The sequence below is a fragment of the Curtobacterium luteum genome (assembly GCF_014646995.1).
GTDB classification, from domain to species: domain Bacteria; phylum Actinomycetota; class Actinomycetes; order Actinomycetales; family Microbacteriaceae; genus Curtobacterium; species Curtobacterium luteum.
Genome location: NZ_BMOI01000002.1, coordinates 207,361 through 231,268, shown reverse-complemented (window position 1 = coordinate 231,268; position 23,908 = coordinate 207,361). Strand labels below are relative to the sequence as shown.

23 protein-coding genes and 2 pseudogenes are annotated in these 23,908 nt (G+C 71.0%); 10 read left to right on the top strand and 15 right to left on the bottom strand.

The features are described 5' to 3' along the window. Window positions 1-22 precede the first annotated feature (22 nt). From IEY20_RS04465 to IEY20_RS04440, 6 genes are all read right to left on the bottom strand, one after another. Window positions 23-1,096 carry a glycoside hydrolase family 130 protein gene (locus tag IEY20_RS04465; RefSeq protein ID WP_175328109.1) on the bottom strand — a complete coding sequence of 358 codons (1,074 nt, stop codon included), beginning with the start codon at window positions 1,094-1,096 and terminating at the stop codon, window positions 23-25. Further along, the gene (locus IEY20_RS04460; protein ID WP_175328110.1) at window positions 1,093-2,190 is read right to left on the bottom strand and encodes a glycoside hydrolase family protein; all 1,098 of its coding nucleotides are present in this window, start codon (window positions 2,188-2,190) and stop codon (window positions 1,093-1,095) included. The genes IEY20_RS04465 and IEY20_RS04460 overlap by 4 nt, the downstream gene beginning before the upstream one ends. Further along, window positions 2,190-3,134 (bottom strand): carbohydrate ABC transporter permease, encoded by a 945-nt coding sequence (locus IEY20_RS04455; protein WP_175328111.1) that lies wholly within the window; start codon window positions 3,132-3,134, stop codon window positions 2,190-2,192. The genes IEY20_RS04460 and IEY20_RS04455 overlap by 1 nt, the downstream gene beginning before the upstream one ends. Beyond that, window positions 3,131-4,087 carry a carbohydrate ABC transporter permease gene (locus IEY20_RS04450; protein WP_022902465.1) on the bottom strand — a complete coding sequence of 319 codons (957 nt, stop codon included), beginning with the start codon at window positions 4,085-4,087 and terminating at the stop codon, window positions 3,131-3,133. Before IEY20_RS04450 ends, IEY20_RS04455 begins: the two co-directional genes overlap by 4 nt. 15 nt (window positions 4,088-4,102) lie before the next feature. After that, entirely contained in the window at window positions 4,103-5,401 is a 1,299-nt protein-coding gene (locus tag IEY20_RS04445; protein ID WP_175328112.1) for an ABC transporter substrate-binding protein, read from the bottom strand. Between the two features lie 101 nt (window positions 5,402-5,502). After that, on the bottom strand, window positions 5,503-6,531 hold the full coding sequence (locus IEY20_RS04440) for a LacI family DNA-binding transcriptional regulator (RefSeq protein ID WP_175328113.1): 1,029 nt from the start codon (window positions 6,529-6,531) through the stop codon (window positions 5,503-5,505). Window positions 6,532-6,734: 203 nt separating this feature from the next. Here IEY20_RS04440 and IEY20_RS04435 point away from each other — a divergent pair, with 203 nt between their 5' ends. Both IEY20_RS04435 and IEY20_RS04430 read left to right on the top strand, forming a co-directional pair. Further along, window positions 6,735-7,265 carry a DUF6611 family protein gene (locus IEY20_RS04435; protein WP_148286045.1) on the top strand — a complete coding sequence of 177 codons (531 nt, stop codon included), beginning with the start codon at window positions 6,735-6,737 and terminating at the stop codon, window positions 7,263-7,265. Window positions 7,266-7,647: 382 nt separating this feature from the next. Next, a complete protein-coding gene (locus IEY20_RS04430; RefSeq protein WP_022902469.1) occupies window positions 7,648-8,625 on the top strand; it encodes a glycoside hydrolase family 16 protein in 978 nt (325 codons plus the stop codon). 168 nt (window positions 8,626-8,793) lie between these two features. Here the strand turns inward: IEY20_RS04430 and IEY20_RS17460 are convergent. Together IEY20_RS17460 and IEY20_RS17455 are read right to left on the bottom strand one after the other, a co-directional pair. Then, a pseudogene (locus IEY20_RS17460) lies at window positions 8,794-8,907 on the bottom strand (DivIVA domain-containing protein); the annotation flags it as partial. A gap of 45 nt (window positions 8,908-8,952) precedes the next feature. Continuing rightward, window positions 8,953-9,048, bottom strand: a pseudogene (locus IEY20_RS17455) (DivIVA domain-containing protein); the annotation flags it as partial. Between the two features lie 43 nt (window positions 9,049-9,091). Between IEY20_RS17455 and IEY20_RS04420 the strand changes: the two are divergent. Beyond that, the gene (locus IEY20_RS04420; RefSeq protein ID WP_175328114.1) at window positions 9,092-9,628 is read left to right on the top strand and encodes a P-loop nucleotide/nucleoside kinase family protein; all 537 of its coding nucleotides are present in this window, start codon (window positions 9,092-9,094) and stop codon (window positions 9,626-9,628) included. 105 nt (window positions 9,629-9,733) lie between these two features. On the opposite strand, the gene IEY20_RS04415 is transcribed toward IEY20_RS04420, so the two are convergent. Beyond that, window positions 9,734-10,033, bottom strand: a complete 300-nt coding sequence (locus IEY20_RS04415) for a hypothetical protein (RefSeq protein ID WP_022903556.1) — start codon at window positions 10,031-10,033, stop codon at window positions 9,734-9,736. Between the two features lie 217 nt (window positions 10,034-10,250). Between IEY20_RS04415 and IEY20_RS04410 the strand changes: the two genes are divergently transcribed. Next, a complete protein-coding gene (locus tag IEY20_RS04410; protein WP_022903557.1) occupies window positions 10,251-11,354 on the top strand; it encodes a fatty acid desaturase family protein in 1,104 nt (367 codons plus the stop codon). 79 nt (window positions 11,355-11,433) lie between these two features. On the opposite strand, the gene IEY20_RS04405 is transcribed toward IEY20_RS04410, so the two are convergent. Then, complete coding sequence (locus IEY20_RS04405; protein WP_175328115.1) at window positions 11,434-11,901, bottom strand: hypothetical protein; 468 nt, start codon at window positions 11,899-11,901, stop codon at window positions 11,434-11,436. Window positions 11,902-12,286: 385 nt separating this feature from the next. Further along, window positions 12,287-13,282 (bottom strand): LacI family DNA-binding transcriptional regulator, encoded by a 996-nt coding sequence (locus IEY20_RS04400; RefSeq protein WP_175328190.1) that lies wholly within the window; start codon window positions 13,280-13,282, stop codon window positions 12,287-12,289. Between the two features lie 187 nt (window positions 13,283-13,469). Between IEY20_RS04400 and IEY20_RS04395 the strand changes: the two genes are divergently transcribed. The 4 genes from IEY20_RS04395 (at window position 13,470) to IEY20_RS04380 (ending at window position 18,819) form a co-directional block, all read left to right on the top strand. Next, entirely contained in the window at window positions 13,470-14,405 is a 936-nt protein-coding gene (locus IEY20_RS04395; protein ID WP_022903560.1) for a carbohydrate ABC transporter permease, read from the top strand. Further along, complete coding sequence (locus IEY20_RS04390; RefSeq protein WP_175328116.1) at window positions 14,402-15,370, top strand: carbohydrate ABC transporter permease; 969 nt, start codon at window positions 14,402-14,404, stop codon at window positions 15,368-15,370. The genes IEY20_RS04395 and IEY20_RS04390 overlap by 4 nt, the downstream gene beginning before the upstream one ends. Window positions 15,371-15,521: 151 nt before the next feature. Continuing rightward, the gene (locus IEY20_RS04385; RefSeq protein WP_022903562.1) at window positions 15,522-16,859 is read left to right on the top strand and encodes an ABC transporter substrate-binding protein; all 1,338 of its coding nucleotides are present in this window, start codon (window positions 15,522-15,524) and stop codon (window positions 16,857-16,859) included. 79 nt (window positions 16,860-16,938) lie between these two features. Next, window positions 16,939-18,819 (top strand): glycoside hydrolase family 35 protein, encoded by a 1,881-nt coding sequence (locus IEY20_RS04380; RefSeq protein ID WP_175328117.1) that lies wholly within the window; start codon window positions 16,939-16,941, stop codon window positions 18,817-18,819. 205 nt (window positions 18,820-19,024) lie between these two features. Here IEY20_RS04380 and IEY20_RS04375 read toward each other — a convergent pair whose 3' ends face one another. Then, window positions 19,025-19,336, bottom strand: a complete 312-nt coding sequence (locus IEY20_RS04375) for a biopolymer transporter Tol (RefSeq protein ID WP_175328118.1) — start codon at window positions 19,334-19,336, stop codon at window positions 19,025-19,027. Between the two features lie 45 nt (window positions 19,337-19,381). On the opposite strand from IEY20_RS04375, the gene IEY20_RS04370 reads away from it, so the two are divergent. Further along, the gene (locus tag IEY20_RS04370) at window positions 19,382-20,455 is read left to right on the top strand and encodes a spore photoproduct lyase family protein (protein WP_175328119.1); all 1,074 of its coding nucleotides are present in this window, start codon (window positions 19,382-19,384) and stop codon (window positions 20,453-20,455) included. Window positions 20,456-20,530: 75 nt separating this feature from the next. Here the strand turns inward: IEY20_RS04370 and IEY20_RS04365 are convergent, their stop codons facing one another. From IEY20_RS04365 to IEY20_RS04355, 3 genes are all read right to left on the bottom strand, one after another. Then, window positions 20,531-20,707: a CsbD family protein gene (locus IEY20_RS04365; RefSeq protein ID WP_022903567.1), complete on the bottom strand. Its 177-nt coding sequence runs from the start codon at window positions 20,705-20,707 to the stop codon at window positions 20,531-20,533. Between the two features lie 131 nt (window positions 20,708-20,838). Further along, on the bottom strand, window positions 20,839-21,948 hold the full coding sequence (locus IEY20_RS04360; RefSeq protein WP_022903568.1) for an SDR family oxidoreductase: 1,110 nt from the start codon (window positions 21,946-21,948) through the stop codon (window positions 20,839-20,841). Between the two features lie 35 nt (window positions 21,949-21,983). Further along, window positions 21,984-22,382: a DUF3253 domain-containing protein gene (locus IEY20_RS04355; protein WP_175328120.1), complete on the bottom strand. Its 399-nt coding sequence runs from the start codon at window positions 22,380-22,382 to the stop codon at window positions 21,984-21,986. Window positions 22,383-22,463: 81 nt separating this feature from the next. On the opposite strand from IEY20_RS04355, the gene IEY20_RS04350 reads away from it, so the two are divergent. Continuing rightward, on the top strand, window positions 22,464-23,801 hold the full coding sequence (locus IEY20_RS04350) for an alpha-amylase family glycosyl hydrolase (protein WP_175328121.1): 1,338 nt from the start codon (window positions 22,464-22,466) through the stop codon (window positions 23,799-23,801). Window positions 23,802-23,908: the final 107 nt, after the last annotated feature.

The following is a 23,908-nucleotide window of genomic DNA, read 5'->3' as shown; positions in this document are numbered from 1 at the left end:
GTTCGTCACAGGGGTCGGGCGATCAGCGCCGCACGAGTCGTGCGACGCCGATCTTGGAGTCCGCCATGCCGTAGAAGACGTGGTGGACGCCGTCGATCTCCTCGACGGCGGTGGGGAACACGACGTTCGGCACGATGCCTGAGCGCTCGTCGTCGGTGTCCGCGGTCATGAGGGGCTCGCCCGTCCGGACGAGCACCTCCCACGGACGGTCGGCGTCGAGGAGCATGCCCCCGGCGGCGTAGTTCACCTTCTGCTGCTGTGCGAGCGACCCGACGAGTTCGCCGGTGACGCCGTGGTGCAGGAGCAACCAGCCCTCGGGCACCCGGATCGGCGCCGGGCCGGCCCCGATCTTCAGCTCCTCCCACGGGGCGGCAGGGGCGGCGAGGACCCGGTGCCCGCGCCACTCGGCGAGTGCCCCGACGTCCTCGCGCACCCGGTCGAGCGGCACGAAGGAGATCCAGATCGACGGCCGGGTGTCCTCGACCCAGCCCGGCGCGTGGAGCCCCTCGGACGGCCGGATCTCGGACAGGTCCCAGCCCGGGCGGTGGAGCACCGCCAGGCTCTCGGTCCCGTCCGGCGCCGTGACGGGCTCCGGCAGGAACACGCAGTCCTTGTTGAAGTACATCGCCAGGTCGACGTCGAGCGCGTCGTCGTAGGCGAACCGCACGGGTCCGAGCCGCCGCCACGAGCGGAGGTCGTCCGACACGGCGACCGCGGTGTGCGGCCCGAGCGGCCCGTACGCCACGTAGGTCATCACGTGGAGGCCGAGCGCGGGGACCCAGGTCGTCCGAGGGTCCTCGACGCCGGCGTTCACCGCGCCGACCTCCCACGAGCGCTCGGGCTCGAGCACGACGCCCTGTCGTTCGACGCCGGTCGGGACCCCGTCCTCGACGAGGACCCGGGCGATGCCGATCCGCGAGACGTTGCCGTCGGCCACGAGCCGTGGGAGGAGGTAGAGCTCCCCGTCCGGGCCGCGTCCGCTGCCCGGGTTGAGGACGCCCTCGGCCTCGAGCGGCCCGTCGGCCAGCGGCTCCATGACGAGGCCGACCCGTTCGAGCACGTACGGGAACGCCGCCGCGGGCACGACCCTGGTCATGCCGGCACCTCCTGGTACAGGTACAGCTCGCGACTGCCGCGCGGGGCGTCCCACCCCTGCGCGAAGACCCGTGGACCGTCCGGCGTCGGCCAGCGCAGGAGCCCACCCCACGCGAGCGACCCGCCGGCGTGCACGTCGCGCTGCGTGAAGGGGGCGTCGACCGCGTAGAGCGCCTGCCCGGCTGCGAACGCCCCGTCGTGGTCGGCGAGGAAGAAGTCGAGGACGAGCCGGTCGCCGTCGACCACGGCGCAGGCGACCTCGTGCACGTGCTGCCCGAGGGTGCTGACGTCGAGGTAGTCCTCGTGCGTGAAGGTCCAGTGCAGCATGTCGTCCGAGTGCCCGACGGTGAGCTTCCCGCCGCACCCCTCGGACACGTACATGAGGTACTCGCCGCCGATCCGGACCGCGTTGCCGGCGTCGTCCCGCGGGATCACCGCGCCCTTCGCCCACAGGTGCGAGACCTCGTACGGCACGACGATGCCGGTCTTCTCCCAGTGCACGAGGTCGTCGGAGACCGCCAGGGCGATGTCGCACCCGACGTCGCCCGCGTCCGGGTACGTCTCGCGGAGGTCGCTGCCCCGCGTGTCCCAGATCGCGTTGTAGTAGCACCACCAGCGCCCTTCGGCGCGGTAGAGCTTCGGGTCCTCGACGCCGAGGCCCTCGTTCGACTCCGTCGGCCAGAGGATCGGCGCGCCGTCGTCGACCCAGCCGTCCGCGGTCAGGACCGCGTGCCCGACCCGGGACGACGTCGACTCCTTCACCGGGGACGCCCGGTAGACGAGGTGGAGGGCGTGTCGTGCCTCCAGGCCGGTCGCGGGGTCCACCGCGACCACCGTGCCACGCTCGTCGGGCGCGACCGCGAGGGTGGGGTTGAAGACCGAGGACGCGGTCCAGCCGATGCCCGTCGGGTCGGTCCACCCGGGTGCCGTGAAGGTGAGCGACGGGTCCCGGCGGAACGGGCCGACCATCCACGCGGGTGGGTCGTCGTAGTGTGCCGAGAAGTCGTCGGTCGAGATGCGGTCGGTCAGCGCGTTCGTGTGCTGCAGGGCGCGCTGGTACTCGTCGGCGAGGAGGTCGGTGGTGAGTGCCGGCATCAGCCCTTCACCCCCGATCCGATGTCGGTCGCGATGAACCACCGCTGGAACACGATGAACAGCACGACGACGGGGGCCGCGAGCACGACCGCGCCGGCGAGGATCGCGCCGTACGGGTTCGCGGTCGAGGACGCGACGTTCGAGATGTAGTTCGCCAGGGAGACGGCGAGCGGTTGCATGGAGGCTTCCTTCGTGATGAGGAACGGCCAGAGGAACTCGTTCCACGGCCCGATGAACGTGACCAGCACGACGGTGACGAGCGCCGGTCGGATGAGGGGGAGCGCGACGCTCCAGAGCACACGGAGCTCCCCGGCGCCGTCGATGCGGGCGGCGTCGAAGATCTCCTGCGGCACCTGCAGGAAGTACTGCCGGAAGATCACCACCGCGGCGGAGTTGATCGCGAACGGCAGGATCATGCCGAGGTAGTTGTCGCTCAGGCCGTAGTCGCGGGCGATGAGGACGTACAGCGGGATCATGAGCAGCTGGAACGGCACGACCTGCACGAGCAGGGCGAGCGCGAACGTCGTCCCACGCCCCTTCCACTGGAGCACGGACAGCGCGTACCCGGCGAGGACGCCGAACACGACGGTGCAGAGCACGACCCCGGCGGTGAAGATGCCGGAGTTCACGAGCCCCTGCAGCAGGTCGACCCGGGAGTCGATCTGCGCGTAGTTGTGCAGGTCGATGTTCGCCGGGTTCGGGAACGCCCCGGCGACGGAGGTGTCCGGCTCGCGCTGGAGCGAGCCGATCACCATGTACCAGAACGGGAACAGGAAGAGCAGCGCGCCGGCGAGCAGCACGACGAACCGCAGGGCCGCCTGGCCCCGGCTCAGCTGCTGTCCGTCCAGGCGGCGGGGTCGCCGCCGCCTCGGGGTGTCCTGCCGGGAGGCGCGGCTCGCCGCCGTCAGGTCGGCTGCGGCCCGGGGGGTGGTCGCCTGGGTCATGATTCCCTCCCACCTGCGAACTTGTTCTGCAGGAACGCGATGATCAGGACGCCGATCATCAGGACGATGCCGATGGCCGCCGCGTAGCCGGGGTGGCCCTGCTGGATGCCCTGCTGGTAGATGAGCAGCACGGGGCTGGTGGAGGCGCCGTTCGGGCCGCCGCCGCCGGTGAGCAGGTAGGGCTCGGTGAAGAGGTTCGCGCCCGTCACGGTGCTGAGCAGCAGCACGAGCACCGTCGCGGGCCGGACGCCGGGGACGGTCACCGAGAAGAACTGCCGGATCTTGCCCGCGCCGTCGGTGGACGCCGACTCGTAGAGCTCCTTCGGTACGTTCTGCAGCGCCGCGAGGTACAGCAGGATGTAGAACCCGAGCTGCTTCCACGTCACGAACACCGCGATCATCGGCATCGCGAGGGCCGGGTTGCTGAGCCACGACGGGCTCGGCGCGAGCGGTCCGAGGACGCTGTTCACGACCCCGCCCTGGCTGAACAGGAACAGCCAGACTCCGACGACCGCGACGCTCGCGGTGACGTAGGGCACGTAGTAGCTCACCCGGAAGAACGTCCCCCAGCGCACGGCGCCGTTGAGCGCCGAGGCGAGCACGAGGGCGAGCACGACGGTCAGGGGCACGTTGATGACGAGGAAGACGCCGACGTTCCGGAACGACTGCAGCACCTGCGGGTCCTGGAAGACCTGCACGTAGTTCTGCAGTCCGACCCACGGCCGGTCGACGTTCACGCCGGGGGCGGCGAAGAAGTAGTCCTTGAAGGACATGTACACCGCGAAGCACACCGGGTAGGCGAAGATCGCGATGACGAACACCAGGTAGGGGGCGCTGAACAGCCACCCCAGGGGGTTCTTGCCGAGCAGTCGGACGTGCAGCGGCTTCCGGCCGCCGCCCGTCGGGCTGCCCGGCGTGACCCCGCGCGTCGGTGACGCGGTCTGCGTGGTCAAGCCGGGCCTCCCGTCCTACTGCTGCTGCATCTGCTGGGTGAACTTCGACGCCGCGGCCCCCAGCTGCGAGTCGAGGTCCCCCTGCCCGGAGATGACGGCCTTCGTGTAGAAATCACGGAAGCCCTGGAGCGCGGCGATCGTGTTCGCGCCGGCCGGGTCGTCGACCGTGCGGGCCGCCTGCGAACCGAACTCCTGGTACGACGGGTTGGCCTTGAAGTAGTCGGCGTACGTCGTGGCGAGGTCCTTCCGGATCGGCATCTGGCCGGTCGTCTCGAGGAGCTGCTGGTCCTGGTCCTTGCTCGTGGCGTACTTCAGGAAGTCCCACGCGGTGCCCTGGTTCTTGCAGGACGAGTACATGCCGACGTTCTTGGCGTCCGGGAAGGTCCAGGTCTGGTCGGCCGAGATGCCGTCCTTGGTGGGGACGGGCACGCTGCCCCAGTCGACCTTGCCCTTGTAGGACGCGATCGCCCACGGGCCGACGATCGCCATCGCGGCCTTGCCGGTCGCGAAGGCGTCGCCCTGCAGCTGCTCGGTGCCCGCGTAGCCCTTCTCGTAGACGGTCTTCCAGAACTCGGCGACGTCGCGGCCGGCCTGGGTGTCGAACGTCGCCGTGCCGTCCTTCGTCGCCATGCCCTTGCCACCGGTCGCGGCGGCGTAGAGCGGCAGGTAGTCGAAGTTCGGCTGGAAGAACTCGCTCGTCGGCGTCGGGTAGATCGCGTACGGCGCGGCGCCCGAGGCCTTGATCTTCGCGGCCGCCGCCAGGAAGTCGTCGTAGGTGCTGAGCTTCGGGTCCTCGGTGTCGAGCCCGGCCTTCTCGAAGATCGCCTTGTTGTAGAAGATCATCACGGGGTTCGACTTCCACGGCATCTGGTAGAAGTCGCCGTCGGACGACTTGTACTGGTCGGCCGTGTCGCCGGAGCGGGCCTCGATGTAGGCGTCCGCGCCGCTGAACTTCGACAGGTCGACGAGGCCGCCCTGCTTCTGGAACTGGCCGGTCGCGGCGGGCAGGTTGTTGAACACGAGGCAGGGCGTGGTACCTGCCGTGATCGCCGCGCCGATGACCTCTTCGGTGCTCTTGCCGGCGGGGACCTCCTGGCCCTTCACCTGCTGGTCGGGGTGGTCCTTGTTCCACGAGGCGACGGCGGCCTTGCCCCACTGGACCTCCTGCTCGTTGTTCGAGTACCAGATGGTGATCGGGCCCTTGGCCTTCATCGCGTCGCTGTTCGACGCGGCGCCCCCGCCGGAGCATCCGGTCAGGGCGAGCGCGGTGGCCGCGGCGATCGCGGTCCCGATGGCGAGCATGCGCCGTTGCATGGTGACTCCTTCGTCGGTGGTCGGTGTGCTGTGCTGTGCTGTGCTGTGCTGGACGGGTGGGAGCGCTGGCGCTCCGCTCGGCCGTCCTCGTCTGTCCGGCGTCAGTGCCGGGGTGTCGGCGCGCCCGTCGACCCGCGGACGATGAGCCGCGCGGGGGTGAGGGAGCGGTCGACGGGCTCGTGCCCGTCGACGAGGTCGAGCAGGGTGGACGCGACGACGCGCCCCCACTCGACCGGGTCGTTGTCGAGGGTCGTCAGGGCCGGGTAGACGAACTGCCCGATCTGGGACCCGTCGAGCCCGGTGACCGAGAGGTCGTCCGGGATGCGGAGGCCCGCGCCCTGTGCGACCGCCATGCCCGCGACCGCCATCGGGTCGTTGCCGTACACGATCGCGGTCGGACGGACGCCCGGGTCGAGCGCGAGGAGCGTCCGCGTGGCGTCGGCGCCCTGCTCGGGGGAGAAGTCCGTCGGGACCACCCGCGCCTCGATGCCGAGGGCCGCGGCGACGCGTTCGAACTGCTCGCGTCGGGCACGGCCGTGCAGCATGTCCTCGTTGCCCGCGACGTGCGCGATCCGCTCGTGCCCGAGGCCCGCGAGGTACCGGACGAGGTCGTCGATGCCGTCCTCGTACTCGCGCCGTACGGCCGGCAACGTCGTCGGGACGTCGGGCTCGCCGAGCGTGACGCCGCGGACCCCGAGCTCGGCGAGCAGTGCGATCCGTCGGTCGTGCCGGAGGAGGTCGGTGAGGATGAAGCCGTCCACGCGCCCGTCGGCGGCGAGGGAGCGGTACGAGCGCTCTTCGGCGCCCGCGTCCGGCACGACGCTGAGCACGAGGACCTGCCCGCGGTCGGACAGGACCGTCTCGAGGCCGGCGATGAACGCGGCGAAGAACGGGTCCGTCTCGATGATCCGCGGGTCGCGCTTCACGACGAGGCCGAGGGCGTACGCGCGCCGGCTGGTCAGGCTGCGGGCGGCCGGGTTCGGTCGCCAGCCGATCTCGGCGGCGGCGGCCTGGATCCGTTCCTTGGTGGCCTGGTTGACGCCCGGGCGGTCGTTCAGCGCGAGGGACACGAGGCCCTTGGACACCCCGGCCTGCCGCGCGACGTCGACGATGGTGGGTCGTCGTTCCATCGGGGGCCTCCTCGCCGCGGTGCTGGTCCAGATCGTTTGAACCGGTTTCATTGAACCGGTTTAGGTATACCTGCTCCGCGTTCCGCCCGCAACCCCTGACGTCCGGCTCACGAGATCAGCGACGCGTGAGGATCGCCGTGACGGCCGTGAGGAGTCCGTCAGGGGCGGTGCTCCGACGTGCTGCGCGGGTGCACGGTGATCCGGTGCACTCGCCCACGAAGCCGCTCCTCCCGCACGCCGGACCCCGGGACCGCCACCTCCACGTCTGGGGGCGCGAGATCGTCCACCCCGCCGGCAGGACCCTCTGGAGCTCCCGCACGCTCGTGGTGTTCCCACCGGGCACGAACACCCGAGAGCGGATCCTCCTCCGGGCGCTGCACGCGTGGGGCGTGGCCGGCGCGCTCCCCGCCCTCGGCGTGATGGCGGCCCTGAACGGCTCCGCGCTCGGGGGTACCCTGGCGGCCGCCGCGCTGTACGGCTCCGGGTTCCTCGTCCTGCGGCGCGCGACCCGTCGGACGCGACCCTCGGTGCGCACCCTGACCGTGACCACCTTCCACGGCGGCGGTCGACCCCGCGGGCACGGGGACGCACGCTTGCTCGCCGGGTCGCTCGACGCACTCGTGGTGTACGAACGAGCGGCGCTCGCCGGGACGATCAGCGCGGTGGAGTTCGAGCTCCTCTGGGCGGACGTCTGGAGTTCCCTGCCCGAGACGCCCCGACGGGGTCGCGCATGAACGCCGGGCCGGGGGCGGTCGGCAGCACGCCCGACCCGTCCGACGACGACCCGGTGGTCCTCGGCTACGACTGACGGTCGGGCGCCGCCCGGTGGGGCCCGGTCATGCGCCCGGTCGTACTCGCCGGAACACGCACGCGGAGGTGAACAGTCGTCGACGCCCCCCGAACGGGGCACACATGAGGCACAATGGTCGAGGACGCATCACCGAGTGCAGCACCACAGCACCCCCACAGCACGCACCCTGCACCTCCGCTCGGGCGTCCGACACCGCGTCCTGCGCCCCCGAACCCGACCCCCTCCGAGGAGCTCGACATCTCTGTCTCGACCGCGCGTCCCTGCGCGACCAGCACACCCCTGTCCACCGCTGATCGGACCACCCGGTGAAGCGCCGCAACGTCGTCATCGCGGCTTCCGCTGCCGCCGCGTTGATCATCGGCATCCCCACCGCAGCCACCGCCGCCCCTTGGTGGGGCTGGCACCACCACTGGCGTCCGGCACCCGCGCCGACCGCGTCGCCGACGCCCTCGGACGACCCGACCGCCGACAGCACGCCGACGCCCGACCCCGCCGACGAGGCGCCGTCGGACGACTCGACGGCGACGCCCGACGCCACGCCGACGGGCGCACCGATCCAGGAGTCGACCCCGACCCCGACGACGAGCCCGGCGCCGGCCGAGACGGCTGCCCCAGCCGACGAGCCGACCGAGGCCGCGTCGTCCGCCGCCGACCCGAGCGGTGCCCAGCCGCCGGCCGCCTCCTTCGTCGAGGACTTCGACCTCGCTGCCGGCCTCGGAGCCGTCGCGAGCCGGTACCCGCAGGCCTGGCAGCCGTACCCGGACGGCACGTCGGGCATCTACGCACCGAGCCAGACCGTGACCGTGCACGACGGTGTCCTCGACGCCCGGCTCGGCGGTGCGGGAACCGCCGGCACGTTCGGCACGAAGGCCGGCGCCTACGACCACGTCGGCGGCTCGTTCTCGGTCCGCGCGAAGGCGACGGGCGGCGACGGCAACGGTGCGGCGTTCATGCTGTGGCCGACCTCGAACCGGTGGGCCGACGGCGAGATCGACTTCCCCGAGGGCAACTTCGAGTCGGAGCCGATGGCGTTCCACCACTCGATGACCCCGGGCCAGGAAGCCGAGCGCGTGCAGATCCCCACGGGCGTCTCGTGGCGTGACTGGCACACCTACACGGTCGACTGGGACCCGGGGAAGTCGGTCACCTACAAGGTCGACGGCAAGGTCATCGGGACGGTCACGCACGACGTCCCGACCACGCCGCACCGGTTCATGTTCCAGACCGGCAACTGGGGCGCGAGCGGCAACCTGCTCATCGACTGGGTGTCGACGACCGAGTGACGGCCCAGCCCTGACGGGCTGACGACCTGACACGACGGGAGGCACGGTGTGGCGACGCATCGTGCCTCCCGTTCCGTCGTCCGGGTCGCGCAGCTCGGCGTGCGCGCAGGCAGCGGTGGCCTGCGCGCGGACCACGCGTCAGGCCCCGCTGCTCCACCGGGCTTCGTGCTGCCGCAGCTCCACCACCACCTGGTCGAGGAAGTCGTCGACCTCGTCCTGGTCGTAGCCGTCCCGGAACCGTGTCGGCCGGAACCGCGACATCGTCACGTCCTCCGCGGTCAGCGGTTCGGCCGGTCGGCCGCGCTCGTACGCCGCCAGCGTGGCCCGGACCCGGTCGAGGAAGTCGTCGACCTGCCCCTGGTCGTACCCCTCACGCCACTTCGTCGGTGCGAACCGCTTGGCCGCGACGTCCCCTGCGAGCATCGTTCCCCCTCGATCGTCGATGGCCACACGCTACAGTCCCGCCATGATCGTCTGGGTGAACGGGACGCACGGTGTGGGGAAGACGACGACGAGCCGCCTCGTGCAGGAACGGCTGCCCGGCTCGCACCTGCTCGACGCGGAGAAGGTGGGGGAGACCCTCATGGACGTGTCGCCGTCCCTGCCGTGGACGGGCAACTTCCAGGACTGGGACCCCTGGCGGCCCCTCGTCGTCGAGACCGCGCGCCGGGTGCTCGACTTCGCGGGCGGCACGCTCGTCATGCCGATGACCGTGCTCGTCGAGCCGTACTGGCGCGAGATCAGCGGTGGGCTCGCGGCGTACGGCATCCCGGTGCGTCACTTCGTGCTGCACGCGGACCCCGAGACGCTCCGGCACCGCATCCTGCACGACTCGGTCCTCGGGCCGTCGACCTTCCGGCTCGAGTACGTCGACCGGTACGCGGAGGCGGCGCGGGCCTGGCTGCACGCCGAGGCCGAGGTGGTCGACACCACCGCGATCGGGCCGTCCGAAGCGGCCGACCGCATCGCCGCGGTGGTGCTGGCCGACGCGTCCGCGCGCTGACGCGCCGACCATCGGACGGGAGGCACGGGGCGGACCCGCACCGTGCCTCCCGTCCGGCGGTGGTCGCGACCACGACGCGGCGTGCGCCGCGCGGTGATCGACGCGTCAGGCCGGTGGCCGGTGCGGCGGTGCGGAGCGCACCGCGTGCGTCCGCCACGTGATCTCCGAGACGAACGCGGCGGTGTCCGGTCCGAGCGGATCGTCCGGGGCGTCCTCGACGAGCACGCCGAGCGCGGGTGCGAGCAGGAACGCCGTGGTGGTCTCGGTGCCGAACGTGTCGACGGTGGGCACGGCCACGACGTCGGTCAGCCCGGCGTGTGCCAACGCCGCGGCGTAGTCGAGGACGGCGTCGGCGGCCTCGTCCGTGGTGAGGACGGCGGTGAGTCCGTACACGATGTGCTTCATGGTCCGGGCTGCGGTGGTGGGGTGAGCACGCGCGGGCGAGTGTTCCGGACAGAGGGAGGCGGCGCCCATCCGGAGCCGGTACAGCGGAGCCGACTCGGTCCGGACAGTACGCGCAGTTCACTGCGGACGTTCGGGGAGAGGCCCTACGGTTGCCACAACCGCACACGCGGGAACCCACTGTTCGGCCGAAGGGCTGTTCCTGACGGAAGCAGCCCGCATGGCCACTTCGTCCACCCTGTACCGCCCGACCTCACCGCGACCGGCGGGGGCACGCTCCGGGACCTCCACCTACAAGGACCTCCTGCAGCAGGTGAAGGACGCCGGACTCCTCCGGCGTCGGACCGGCTTCTACTGGACGGTCTTCGCTGTCCTCGTCGCCGTCGGCGCGATCGCGTTCACCGTCACGGCGTTCCTCGGGCACAGCTGGTTCGCGCTCATCCCCGCCGGGGTCCTGGGGGTCGTGTTCACCCAGTTCGCGTTCCTGTCCCACGAGGCAGCGCACCGGCAGATCTTCGCGTCGAACCGGTGGAACGACCACGCCGGACGCTTCGTCGGCGTGTTCCTCGTCGGTATGTCCTACTCGTGGTGGATGAACAAGCACACCCGGCACCACGGCAACCCGAACACCATCGGCAAGGACCCGGACATCGCGCAGGACACGGTGTCGTTCATCGAGGAGGACGCAGCGAAACGCACGGGGATCCTCCGCCTGCTCACGCGGGTGCAGGGCTGGGCGTTCTTCCCGCTCCTCACCATGGAGGGGATCAACCTGCACTGGCTGTCCATCCGGGCCGTCCTCACGGGGGAGCACGTCAAGGGAACCTCCCGCGGGCGGGCCGTCGAGGGTGTCCTGCTGCTCGCGCGCTTCGGGCTGTACTTCTGGGCCGTGTTCGCGTTCCTGCCGATCGGCATCGGTTTCGCGTTCATCGGCGTGCAGGTCGCGGTGTTCGGCGTGATGATGGGCGCCTCGTTCGCGCCGAACCACAAGGGGATGCCGGTCATCGCCGAGAACGCCCGGATCGACTTCTTCTCCCGACAGGTGCGGACCTCCCGGAACATCGTCGGCGGCCGGTGGGTGGACCACCTGCTCGGTGGCCTCAACCACCAGGCGGAGCACCACCTGTTCCCGAGCATGGCGCGACCGAACCTCCGCCGCGCCAAGCCGCTCGTGCAGGCGCACTGCCGCGCGCTCGGCATCCCGTACACCGAGACGACGCTGTTGCGTTCCTACGGGATCGTCGTCGCGTACCTCAACCGGGTCGGGCTCGCGGCGCGAGACCCGTTCGCGTGCCCGATGGTGACGTCGCTGCGGCTGCACTGAGGCGCTGCGGGGCACTGTGGCGGGCGGGGTCGCTGCTCTCGTCGGTGCGCCTGCGCCTCCGCGCGGGTGAGCGTGCCGGTCAGCCCTGGCCCTCGTCGACCAGTCGCCAGCCGTCGGCGGTCCGCGCCCAGCACCAGCTCCACTGCATCGTGCCCGGGTCCGCTCCGGTCATCCAACGCTGGGTGATGACCGACGGCACGCACACCTCGGCTTGGGCGGCCTGCTCGGCGGAGACCGCGTAGGGCTTCCCGACGTCGCGGTAGGCCAGGAGTTCGGACTCCCCGTCGGACCACGCGGTCGGCACCTTCGGGCACCAGTCGGTCGTGCCGCTGGCCTCGAGGAGGTCGAGCAGGGCGCAGTCGTGGGCCTTCGCCGCGCGGAGGTACGCGAGCGTGTCCTCGCGCGGGGTCGCGCTGCGTGGCGGTGCCTCGGCAAGAGCCCGGGCGTGCGCGGCGGCGTCGAGCGCTTCCGAGTGGACGGTGACGACCGTGGCGGTGACGGCGACCGCTGCGACCGTTGCGAGGAGGACCTTCCAGCGTGTGCGCACGCGACGATGCTCCCAGACGCGGGTCGTGCGGCGCTGCCCCCAGAACCGGTCGGGGTCGTCGTGCACCTCGCACCGTGCGAGGTGCACCGATACGGTGCGAGGTTCCACGCACCGTGCGAGGCATTTCGCCTCGCACGGTGTGGGCAACCTCGCACCGAGCGCCGTCGACCCCCGGGCGTGGAGGGGTACCGGCCGAGTAGCTGCCCCGCGTCGCACCGTGCGAGGGCGCTCGACACGGTGCGAGGTCCTCCACATGGTGCGAGGCATTTCGCCTCGCACGATGTGGGGAACCTCGCACCGAGCGACTCGCACCGAGCACCGACGGCCTCGCACCGACCACCGCCGACCCCGAGCGCACACCCCGCCCGCGGCCGCGGCCCAGGGGTCAGCCGGCGGGCGGGACGGCCGTGCTCGCCCGGACCACGAGCCGCGTCGGGACGAGGTCGGCGACGGTCGACGCCGGTTCGGGGTTGCCCTCGATCTGCCCGAGGAGGTTCCGGACCGCTCGTCGGCCGACCTCGTCGAACGACTGGTGCACGGTGGTGAGCGGCGGCCAGAACGAGTCGGCCTCGGGCGAGTCGTCGAAGCCGACGACGCTGAGCGACCCGGGGACGTCCCGGCCGGACTCGTGCGCGGCGCGAAGCACCCCCAGCGCGGTCTGGTCGTTCGCGGCGAACACGGCGGTGATGTCCGGTCTCGCGGCGATCGCGAGCCCGGCCTCGTACCCGTGCGACGTGGTCCAGCCGCCGTGGAACACCGGAGGCACCACCCGCCCCGCACGTTCGAGGGTGTCCTGCCACGCGGCGAGACGGCGTGCGGCGGAGTACGACGACACCGGTCCGGCGACGTGCCAGACGGTGTCGTGCCCGAGGTCGAGGAGGTGCTGCGTCGCCAACCGTGCACCCTCGGCCTGGTCGGTGTCGATCGACGGGTGCTGGGTCGTGCCCGTGGAGTCCACGACGACCATCGGGACGCCGTCCGGCAGCGCCACCTCGGCGGTGTCGATGATGTGCGACTCGATGATGATCACCACGCCGTCGACGGCCTGCTCGTGCAACCGCGAGAACGCCGAGCGGACGCCCTCCTCGGTCCGGGAGGCCATCGGCAGCAGGGTGATCGTGAAGTCCGCGGCCCCGGCGGCGTCGGCGATCGCCTCGAGCGTGCGCATGTTGCCGAACGACGCGAGCGTGAACATGATCACGCCGATCGTGCGGAAGCGTCCCGAGCGGAGCGCGCGGGCGGCGCGGTTCGGCCGGTATCCGAGCTCGTCCATCGCCCGCTGCACGCGGTCGCGGGTGTCCGGGGAGACGTTGTCGAAGCCACGGGCGACGCGCGACACGGTCTGCATCGACACGCCGGCGGCCTCGGCGACCGCGGCCATCGACGGGGCACGGCGCACACCGCTGAGTTCCGTGGTCACGGGGCCTCCCTCGACGCTCGACATCGGATCGTGATCGAGCCCGACTCCGGTGACGGTAGCGCATGTTGACGTTGCCATGCTATCGTCGCGGCGTTCGATGTTGACGTCAACATCGACGCACCCGAACGCAGCACGACAAGGGAGTCACATGACCACGCTCGAAGCGCGTGCGCCAGGAGCAGCAGCCCCGGCCACGCCGCCGCGGCGCCGCACCTCGCAGCGCGGCCGCTGGACCGGCTGGATGTTCGTCGGGCCGTTCGTCGTCGTCCTCGTCGCGATGCTCGTCGTCCCGATCGGGTACGCACTCTGGCTCAGCCTGTTCCGCGACCAACTCATCGGCGGCAACCAGTTCGTCTGGTTCGCCAACTACGTCCAGCTGTTCCAGGACGCCAAGTTCTGGCAGGGCTTCGGCCGCGTCGCGCTCTTCCTCGTCGTGCAGGTGCCGATCATGCTGGTCGTGGCGCTCATCGCCGCGCTGGCCCTCGACTCCGCGCGGCTCTGGGCATCGTCCTTCTTCCGGATCGCGATCTTCCTGCCGTACGCGGTCCCCGGCGTCGTCGCGGCGCTCATCTGGGGATTCATCTACGGCAACCAGTTCGGTCTCACGGGCTCGATCAACTCCGCGCTCGGCATCGACCTGCTCCAGCCGTTCAGCCCCGACTGGGTCCTCGCGTCGATCGGCAACATCGTCACGTGGGAGTTCGTCGGCTACAACATGCTGATCTTCTACGCAGCCCTCCGCGTCGTCCCCACCGAGCTGTACGAGGCCGCCGAGATCGACGGCGCCGGCCCGCTCCGCACGGTCTGGTCGATCAAGATCCCGGCCCTCCGCGGCTCGATCGTCATCGCCACGATCTTCTCGATCATCGGCAGCTTCCAGCTCTTCAACGAGCCGAACCTGCTGAAGACCCTCGCTCCGAACGTCATCGGCAGCGCCTTCACCCCGAACATGTACGCCTACTCGCTGTCCTTCAGCGGCCAGCAGTTCAACTACTCCGCCACCGTCGCGATCGTGATGGGTGTCATCACCGCCGTGATCGCCTACGTCGTCCAGGTGCGCGGGACCCGAGCGGAGAACCGATGAGCGCCGTCGAGACCCACACCCCGGCCGCGACCGTGACCGAGGCGGTGACCACCCGCGGCCGTGCCCGTGCCGCCCGTCCGAACGGCACGAACCGAGCGAACGGACCGAAGGGCCGCGGTCCCCGCGCCCGCAAGTCGCCGCTCCTGCTCGTCGTGATGATCGTCATCACCGTCTACTCGCTACTGCCGCTGTTCTACCTCGTCGTGAACGCGACGAAGTCGCAGGCCGACCTGCTCAGCACCTTCGGTCTCTGGTTCGGCGGCGGGTTCCAGCTGTTCCAGAACATCGGTGAGACGCTGACCTACGACGGCGGCATCTACCTCCGCTGGCTCGCGAACACCTTCCTGTACGTCGTCGTCGGCGCCGGCGGAGCCACCCTGCTCGCGACCATCGCCGGCTACGGCATGGCGAAGTTCCGGTTCCCCGGTCGTCGTGGGGTCTTCGCCGTCGTGCTCGGCGCGATCGCCATCCCCGGCACCGCGCTCGCCGTCCCGACCTTCCTGCTGTTCTCGTCCGTCGGCCTGACGAACACCCCGTGGGCGATCATCCTGCCCTCGCTCATCAGCCCCTTCGGCATGTACCTCATCTGGACGTACGCGATCGACGCGGTCCCGACGGAGGTCATCGAGGCGGCCCGCATGGACGGCGCGGGGGAGTTCCGGATCTTCTTCACGATCGCGCTGCGACTCCTCGCCCCCGGCGTCGTGACGGTCCTGCTCTTCGCGGTCGTCGCGACCTGGAACAACTACTTCCTGCCCCTGATCATGCTGAGCGACCCGAACCTCTACCCGCTCACGGTCGGCCTCAACCAGTGGAGCGCGCAGGCGCAGGGCGTCTCCGCGCACCCGATCTACAACCTCGTCATCACCGGATCGCTCCTCACGATCGTCCCGATCGTCGTCGCGTTCCTCTTCCTCCAGCGCTCCTGGCAGTCCGGCCTCGCGGCCGGGTCCGTCAAGGCGTGATCCGTCGGACGGGAGGGACGGGGCGACCCCGCCACGCGCCTCCCGTCAGCACGACCAGCCGGACGGGAGGGACGGGGCGACCCCGCCCCGCGCCTCCCGACCCGGCACGCAGCAGCACCACCCTCTCCACGAAGAAGTGAAAGGCAATCCCATGCACAAGCGTCTCCGGCGCGGGCTCAGCGCCCTCGCGATCGGCGTCACCGCGGCCATCGCCATGACGGCCTGCGCCTCCGGCGGTTCCGGCTCCGGCGGGTCGTCCGACGACATCACCAAGGCCCTCGAGAAGGGCGGCACGCTCACCTACTGGTCGTGGACCCCGTCGGCCGAGGCCCAGGTCGCCGCGTTCGAGAAGGCCTACCCCAAGGTGAAGGTCAAGCTCGTCAACGCCGGTACCGGCAACGACCAGTACACGAAGCTCCAGAACACGATCAAGGCCGGCTCGGGTGCTCCCGACGTCGCGCAGATCGAGTACTTCGCCCTGCCCCAGTTCGCCCTGAGCGACTCGCTCGTCGACCTCAAGTCGTACGGCTTCGACAAGCTCGCCGACAAGTACGGTGCGGGCACCTGGCAGTCGGTCGACCTCGACGGCAAGGTCTACGGCCTGCCGCAGGACTCCGGCCCCATGGCCATGTTCTACAACGAGAAGACGTTCAAGGAAGCCGGCATCTCCACCCCGCCGAAGACCTGGGACGAGTACGTCGCGGACGCCGAGAAGATCCACGAGTCGAACCCGAACGCCTACATCGCCGCGGACTCGGGCGACGCCGGCTTCACCACCTCGATGATCTGGCAGGCCGGCGGCCGTCCGTTCGAGGTCAAGGGCACCGACGTCACGGTCAACCTGCAGGACTCCGGCACCAAGAAGTGGACCTCGACCTGGAACCAGCTCGTCGAGAAGGGTCTGCTCTCGCAGACTCCCGGCTGGACCGACGACTGGTACAAGCAGCTCGGCAACGGTGAGATCGCCACGATGGTCACCGGTGCCTGGATGCCCGGTGTCCTCGAGTCGAGCGTGAAGGACGGCAGCGGCAACTGGCGCGTCGCCCCGATCCCGACCTACGACGGCTCCTCCGACGTCACCGCGAACAACGGTGGCTCCGCCGAGGTCGTCATGAAGCAGTCGAAGAACCCGGCCCTCGCCGCCGGCTTCCTCAAGTGGCTGAACTCCTCGCAGGACTCGATCGACGTCTTCCTCAAGTCGGGCGGCTTCCCGTCGACCAAGGCCGAGCTGACCTCGTCCTCCTTCACCGCCGAGAAGCCGGAGTACTTCGGCGGAGAGGCGATCAACGAGACCCTGTCGAAGGCGTCGTCGACCGTTGCCGAGGGCTGGCAGTACCTGCCGTTCCAGGTCTACGCGAACAGCGTCTACGCGGACACCGTCGGCCAGGCGTACCAGAACAAGTCCGACCTGAACGCCGGCCTCGAGGCCTGGCAGAAGGCGATCGTGAAGTACGGCAACGAGCAGGGCTTCAAGGTCACCTCGAAGTAGTCCTGTCCCTCCCGTCCTCACCGAACCGGGGCCGCGCGGACACCGTCCGCGCGGCCCCGACCCCTGAAAGGCCCCTCTCATGCGCTTCGCCATCGGCGACACCGACTTCCTGCTCGACGGCGAGCCCCACCGCGTCCTCTCCGGCGCGATCCACTACTTCCGTGTCCACCCCGACCTGTGGCAGGACCGGATCCGCAAGGCCAAGCTCATGGGCCTCAACACCATCGAGACGTACGTCGCCTGGAACGCGCACGCGCCGCAGCCCGGCGTGTTCGACCTCACCGGTGGGCTCGACCTCGGCCGCTTCCTCGACCTCGTCGCCGCCGAGGGCATGCACGCCATCGTCCGCCCCGGCCCGTACATCTGCGCCGAGTGGTCGAACGGCGGGCTGCCGTACTGGCTCTTCGCGGACGGGACCGTCGGGGTCCGGCGGAACGAGCCCGGATTCCTCGCCGCCGTCTCGTCGTACCTGCAGGCGTTGGCGCCGGTGCTGGTCCCGCGGCAGATCGACGACGGCGGGCCGATCGTGCTCGTGCAGGTCGAGAACGAGTACGGCGCCTACGGGTCGGACGCGTCGTACCTCCGGGCGCTGGAACAGATGCACCGCGACATCGGCCTGACGGTCCCGTTCACCAGCGTCGACCAGCCGATGGGCACGATGCTCGAGGACGGCTCGCTGCCGTCGCTCCACAAGACCGGCTCGTTCGGGTCGCGCGCGACCGCACGGTTGGCGCGGCTCCGCCAGGCGCAGCCGACCGGGCCGCTCATGTGCTCCGAGTTCTGGGACGGCTGGTTCGACAGCTGGGGCGAGCACCACCACACGACGCCGGCCGCCGCGTCGGCCTCGGACCTGGAGGACCTGCTCGCCGCCGGGGGCTCCGTCAACATCTACATGTTCCACGGCGGCACGAACTTCGGCTTCACCAACGGGGCGAACGACAAGGGCGTGTACCGGCCGATCGCGACGTCGTACGACTACGACGCCCCGCTCGACGAGGCCGGTCGGCCGACCGAGAAGTTCCACGCGTTCCGTGCGGTGATCGAGCGCTACGCGCCCGTCCCGCCGCTGCCGACGTCGATGCAGCCGGGCGGGTCGGGTCGGCTCGAACCCGTGGCCGGTCCGGGTGTCCGTGCCGGTTCCGCTGTCGGTTCTGGTTCCGCTGTCGGTTCCGGCGGTGTCGGCCTGGAGGCACGGCGCGCGCCCGCCACGGACGTCGCCGTCCGGCTCGACCGCGTCGCACCCCTGGCGACGCTCCTGCCGACCCTCACGTCGTGGACGGCGCACGACGTGCCGCCCACGTTCGACGCACTCGGCGCGGCGTCCGGCTTCGTGCTGCACCGCACCGAGGTCGCCCTGCCCACCGGGGGCGTCCTCACCGTCGGCACCGAGGTCCGTGACCGCGCGATCGTCTCCGTCGACGGGGTCGTCGTCGGGGTCCTCGAGCGCGAGCACCACGACCGCGCGATCGCGCTCCCGCCCGTCACCGGCACGCTGGAGCTCCTCGTCGAGGACCAGGGCCGGGTCGACTACGGTCCGCGCATCGGCGAGCCGAAGGGGCTCATCGGGGACGTCCGCGTCGACGGCGAGCTGCTGTCCCGGTGGACGGCCGCGCCGCTCGCGCTCGACCCGATCGCCCCGGCCGCGCTCTCGGTCCTGGGGGACGCGACTCCCTCCGCCGGCGACGTGCTCGCCGGACCGGTGTTCGCGTCCGGGTCGTTCGAGCTCGCGTCCGTCGACGACCGGTACCTGTGCCTCGACGGCTTCCGGAAGGGGGTTGCCTGGGTGAACGGGTTCTGCCTCGGGCGGTACTGGTCACGAGGTCCCCAGAAGACGCTCGCCGTGCCGGGGCCGGTGCTCCGGGAGGGCCGCAACGACGTCCTGGTGTTCGAGCTCCACGCCGCCGCGTCGCGCACGGTGTGCCTGCTCGCCGAGCCGGACCTCGGCCACACCGAGGGCTGAGCGTCCGGGTAGCCTGGCCGGACCGGTACTTCGTCGGAGGGCGACCTGATGTGGAACGTGGTGCAGGCAGCCGGCCGGATCGTCATGCGGGTGGTGCAGGTGTTCGTCCGCGCGACGGACGGTCCCGGGTCCCACGGCAGTGTCGGCCCCGCCTCGATACCGACCCCGCCGCCCTCGGAGCGTGAGGAGTACCGGCCCTAGCCGGTCACGAGGGGTCCTCGTCGAGGGCGTCGAGCTCGCAGAGCGCACGGCGGGCATCGTCCACGCGCTCGTCCTCCGACCGCGTCCACCACTCCGGACCGCGTTCACCCAGACCGTGCTTCGCGAGCCCGTTGCGGTGCCGGGCCTCGGCCAGGGCAGCCTCGTCGCCGTCGCGCTTCGCCCGCCCGACGGCGTTCCGCCCGCGCCCGAGGTGCGATCGCAGCGCGGCGGCCACGTCGTCGGGGATCGACGGGTCCGCCCGACGCCACCGTCGACCGTCCACGACGAAGAAGTGGTCGTCGGGCTCGGCGGGCATGCTCCCGAGTCTGCACCGTCGGTGGTCACCGGTAGACAGGTGGCGATGAGCGAAGCACGCACGCGTCCGGTGCTCGACGTCCGACGCATCTACGCCGAGGACGCCGCACTCGCGCTGCCCCGCGGGCAGGAGGTACTGGGGCGCTGGCCGGACGCCGAGGTCGTCCCGGTCGCCTCGCACTGGAACATCCCCGAGGTCCACGGCGACGAGCGGAACGTGCAGCGGTGGGTCCGCATCAAGACCGAGGCGCTCGTCCTCGGGGTGAAGAAGTCGCTCCTCACCCGGCCGAACGGGCGCTCCGCGGACTTCATCGCACCGTCCACGGCGAACGGGTGCGCGATGGCGTGCGCGTACTGCTACGTGCCGCGCCGCAAGGGGTACTCGAACCCGGTGACGGTGTTCGCGAACATCGAGCAGATCGCCAAGCACGTCGCCCGGAACATCGCGAAGCAGGGGCCGAAGACCGAGCCGAACCAGTGCGACACGGACTCCTGGGTCTACGACATCGGCGAGAACAGCGACTGCTCGGTCGACGCGATGCTCAGCGACAACGTGCGCGACCTGTGCGACCTGTTCCGGATGAGCCCCACGGCCAAGGCGTCCTTCGCGACGAAGTACGTCAACCGCGACCTGCTCGACTGGGACCCGATGGGCCGCACCCGCATCCGGTTCTCGCTCATGCCGCACGAGACCGCGAAGGTCACCGACATCCGCACGAGCCCGATCGCCGAGCGGATCGCCGCCGTGAACGACTTCGTCGACGCCGGGTACGAGGTGCACCTCAACTTCTCGCCCGTCATCCTCACGCCCACGTGGGAGTCCGACTGGGCCGGACTGCTCGACCAGGTCGACGACGTGCTCTCCGCTGCGGCGAAGGCGCAGCTCGCGGCCGAGGTCATCTTCCTCACGCACAACGAGCAGTTGCACGAGGTCAACCTCGGCTGGCACCCGAGGGCCGAGGACCTGCTCTGGCGTCCCGACCTGCAGGAACAGAAGTTCTCACAGAACGGCGCCGTGAACGTGCGGTACCGGTCGGGGATGAAGGGGCAGCTCGTCGAGCGCTTCCGGGAACTCGTGGCGGAACACCTGCCGAGTTGCCGCATCCGCTACGCGTTCTGACCCCCGCGCGACGCACGTCCGACACAGCGAACGCCCGCGCCGTCGAACGGCGCGGGCGTCAGCGGGACGGACGGATCAGTTGCCCGTCAGCTTGTCCTTGGCCTTCTCGGTCTCGAGACGACCCTCGCCCATGACCTGGTCCTTCTGGCCCTGGTGCTTCAGCTCGTCGTCGTCGGTGTGCTTGCCGACCGCTTCCTCGACCTTGCCGACGAGCTTCTGGGTGACGTCCTTCGCCTTGTCTCCGAGCGACATGGTGTCTTCCTTCCTCCGGGAACCGCCGAGGGTCCCCGGCGCCTGTGCCCTGAACACAACCAGCACGGAACGCGTGACTCGCGGCCGGGCCGCAGGTTCGTGTCCCCCGGTTGGTTCGAACGGGGTACGGATCAGGGGATGAGGCGGTCCGCGCGGTAGCGGTCGAACAGGTCGGCGAACGCACGCTCGGTGCGGCGGAACGCGGTGAACCCGGCCTCCCGGCTCTTGCCCATGTCGGTGACGACCTCCATCGTGCGACCGAGGTCGGCGTCCGTGTGCCACCAGGACGCCAAGCGGGTGATGTCGTGCTCGGTGAGGCCGTACCGCTCGGCGATCCCGGCCCATGCAGACTCGTACCGGGCCATCTGCTCCTCGAGCGGGCGTGCGGTGCCGTCGAAGCCGACCACGCGCGCCGGGTCCACCCCGAGGTGCGCGGCGAGTCGCGGCCACATCCACCGCCAGCGGAAGACGTCGCCGTTCACCACGTTGAAGGCCTCGTCAGCGCCCTCGGGCGAGGTGGCCGCCCACACCATGTGCTCGGCGAGGATGCCGGCATCGGTCATGTCCGTGAGCCCGTTCCACTGCGCCTCGCTGCCCGGGAACACGAAGTCGAGGCCGAGCTCCTTCGCCAGCGTCGCCTGGACGGCGATCGTCAGGCCCATGTTCATGGCGTTGCCGACGGCGTGCCCGATCACCGTGTGCGACCGGTGCACGGACCAGGTGAAGCCCTGGCGCTCGGCCGCTGCGAAGAGCTCGTCCTCCTGCGCGTAGTAGAAGTTCGGGGTGTCGAGCCGGGGCTCCTCCTCGTGGAAGGGCGTGTCCGGCATCTCGCCCGCGGCGTACGCCTCGAACGGGCCGAGGTAGTGCTTCAGTCCGGTGACGAGCGCGACGTGGGCGAGCGGTGCGTGCGAGAGGGCCGCGAGGAGGTCCCGCACCATGCCGCCGTTGACGCGGATGTTCTCGGCCTCGGTGTCCTGCCGCTGCCACGCGGTGAAGAACACGTGCGTCGGCTGCTCGCCCGCCAGCGCGGTGCGCAGGGACTCCGGGTCGCGGAGGTCGGCGGCGACGGTGCGGACGCCGTCGCGGGGGTGCGGCCGCCGGGACAGGGCTGTGACCTCCCAGCCGAGGTCGAGCAGGTGGTCCACCAGTGCGGACCCGGTGATGCCGCTGGCACCCACGACGAGGGCTTCGTGTCGGACGGGCGTCGTGGCGGTCGCGGTCGGTGTGGTGTCGAGAGTCATCCCCGGGTGCAACGCAGGCGGGCGACAGGTGTTCCCTACCGGGGGCGGCGGATCCGGATGGGCCCCTTCGCGGTCGACGGGGCGACGACACTGCCGTGCTGGGTGATCTCGACCTCGCCGCGCGCGACCATGCGCCGCGCTGCCCGGCGAGCGGGCTCCATTAGGTCGCGCCACCCGTCCGGGTCGAGGGCGCGTGCGGCGTCGGACGGGCAGATGCTCGACGACCGGGCACGAGCCGCGAGCAGCTCGTCGATGCGCTGTTCGAGCGCCAGGTCGGTGGCGTCGAGGCCGTGCTTCCGGCAGGCGGCAGAGCAGTACTTCGCGTCCGGGGCAGCGGACGAGGGCATCCGACGACCGCACGAGGCGCAGGTCCGTTCGGCGTGCTCGGCCTCGTTCGCGGCGGCGTCGGCCTCGGTCCTGATCGCGCGTCCCATGGACCCATCCTCTCCCTGGGGCACCAGCGCGCACACAGGACATCCGCACCCGCGCGGGGAGCGCCTGGCACCATCGGAGCGGTGAGCAGCCACGAAGGACCGGACCGCCCCGCCGAACCCGCGTGGGTCGAGCACGCCGTGTGGTGGCACGTCTATCCGCTGGGGTTCGTCGGCGCGGAGGTCCGGCCCGCCACCCCCGTCGCGGACAGGGTCCTCGAGCACCGCCTCGACCGCATCACCCCGTGGCTCGACCACGTCGTGGACCTTGGACTGAACGGGCTGTTGCTCGGACCGGTCTTCGCGAGTTCGACGCACGGCTACGACACGGTCGACCACTTCCGCATCGACCCGCGCCTCGGGGACGTCGACGACCTCGACCGACTCGTCGCAGCGGCGCACGAGCGTGGCGTGCGGGTCCTGCTCGACGGTGTCTTCAACCACGTGGGCCGCGAGCACCCGGCGTTCCGCGCGCTCGAGGAACAGGGGCCGGACGCCCCGAGCGCCGACCTGTTCGCCGTGGACTGGGCGGGGTGGACCCCGGGGCAGCGCGTGCCGGTGGGGGACTTCGAGGGGCACGACATCCTCGTCGCCCTCGACCACGACAGCGCGGCCACGGAGGACCTCGTCGTCGAGGTCATGACGCACTGGCTCGACCGCGGGATCGACGGGTGGCGGCTCGACGCGGCCTACGCGGTGCCGCCGGCCTTCTGGGCCCGGGTCCTGCCGCGGGTGCGCGAGCGGTTCCCGGAGGCCTGGTTCAGCGGCGAGGTGATCCACGGGGACACGGCAGCGATCGTCCGCGCGTCGACGATGGACTCCACCACGCAGTACGAGCTGTGGCAGGGGATCTGGCACGGCATCGCGGACCGGAACCTGTTCGAGCTCGCGCACGCGGTCGAGCGGCACGATGCGCTGCTGGCGACGCAGGCGCCGACCACGTTCGTCGGCAACCACGACGTCACCCGGATCGCGAGTGCCGTGGGGGAGCGGTTCGCCGGGCACGCGGCGGCCGTCCTCTTCACCGTGGCGGGGACGCCGGTCGTGTACGCGGGGGACGAGTACGGCTGGACCGGCGTGAAGGAGGAACGCGAGGGCGGCGACGACGCGGTCCGTCCGACGTTCCCGGACATCCCGCCGGCACCGGTGGAGCTGACCCGCACGTACGAGGCCCTCGTGGCGCTCCGACGCCGGAACCCCTGGTTGCACCGCGCCCACACCGACGTCGTGCACCTGACGAACACCGGGCTCGTGCTGCGGACCGCGACCGCGGACGCGGCCGTGGTGACGACGCTGAACCTCGCGGACGAGCCGGTGGAGCTGCCCGCGGCGGGTGCGACGCACGTCGAGGCGGGCGGCGGCGACCTGCGGGACGGGACCGTGCGCCTCCCGGCCGCTGGGTGGGCCGTCCTGACGGCGTGAGCCGACCCCGAGACTCGGCCCGCACGCAACGAGACTCGGGCTGAGCGACAGTCCTCGCGCACCGAACCGCGAGAAGTGTCGCTCAGCCCGAGTCTCGGGGGAGCGCG

Coding starts and splice junctions, on each gene's coding strand:
- IEY20_RS04465 (WP_175328109.1), bottom strand. CDS start 1,096: ATGACCAGGGTCGTGCCCGCGGCGGCGTTCCCGTACGTGCTCGAACGG.
- IEY20_RS04460 (WP_175328110.1), bottom strand. CDS start 2,190: ATGCCGGCACTCACCACCGACCTCCTCGCCGACGAGTACCAGCGCGCC.
- IEY20_RS04455 (WP_175328111.1), bottom strand. CDS start 3,134: ATGACCCAGGCGACCACCCCCCGGGCCGCAGCCGACCTGACGGCGGCG.
- IEY20_RS04445 (WP_175328112.1), bottom strand. CDS start 5,401: ATGCAACGGCGCATGCTCGCCATCGGGACCGCGATCGCCGCGGCCACC.
- IEY20_RS04440 (WP_175328113.1), bottom strand. CDS start 6,531: ATGGAACGACGACCCACCATCGTCGACGTCGCGCGGCAGGCCGGGGTG.
- IEY20_RS04420 (WP_175328114.1), top strand. CDS start 9,092: ATGATCGTCTGGGTGAACGGGACGCACGGTGTGGGGAAGACGACGACG.
- IEY20_RS04415 (WP_022903556.1), bottom strand. CDS start 10,033: ATGAAGCACATCGTGTACGGACTCACCGCCGTCCTCACCACGGACGAG.
- IEY20_RS04410 (WP_022903557.1), top strand. CDS start 10,251: ATGGCCACTTCGTCCACCCTGTACCGCCCGACCTCACCGCGACCGGCG.
- IEY20_RS04400 (WP_175328190.1), bottom strand. CDS start 13,282: ATGGCCGCGGTCGCCGAGGCCGCCGGCGTGTCGATGCAGACCGTGTCG.
- IEY20_RS04395 (WP_022903560.1), top strand. CDS start 13,470: ATGACCACGCTCGAAGCGCGTGCGCCAGGAGCAGCAGCCCCGGCCACG.
- IEY20_RS04390 (WP_175328116.1), top strand. CDS start 14,402: ATGAGCGCCGTCGAGACCCACACCCCGGCCGCGACCGTGACCGAGGCG.
- IEY20_RS04385 (WP_022903562.1), top strand. CDS start 15,522: ATGCACAAGCGTCTCCGGCGCGGGCTCAGCGCCCTCGCGATCGGCGTC.
- IEY20_RS04380 (WP_175328117.1), top strand. CDS start 16,939: ATGCGCTTCGCCATCGGCGACACCGACTTCCTGCTCGACGGCGAGCCC.
- IEY20_RS04375 (WP_175328118.1), bottom strand. CDS start 19,336: ATGCCCGCCGAGCCCGACGACCACTTCTTCGTCGTGGACGGTCGACGG.
- IEY20_RS04370 (WP_175328119.1), top strand. CDS start 19,382: ATGAGCGAAGCACGCACGCGTCCGGTGCTCGACGTCCGACGCATCTAC.
- IEY20_RS04365 (WP_022903567.1), bottom strand. CDS start 20,707: ATGTCGCTCGGAGACAAGGCGAAGGACGTCACCCAGAAGCTCGTCGGC.
- IEY20_RS04360 (WP_022903568.1), bottom strand. CDS start 21,948: ATGACTCTCGACACCACACCGACCGCGACCGCCACGACGCCCGTCCGA.
- IEY20_RS04355 (WP_175328120.1), bottom strand. CDS start 22,382: ATGGGACGCGCGATCAGGACCGAGGCCGACGCCGCCGCGAACGAGGCC.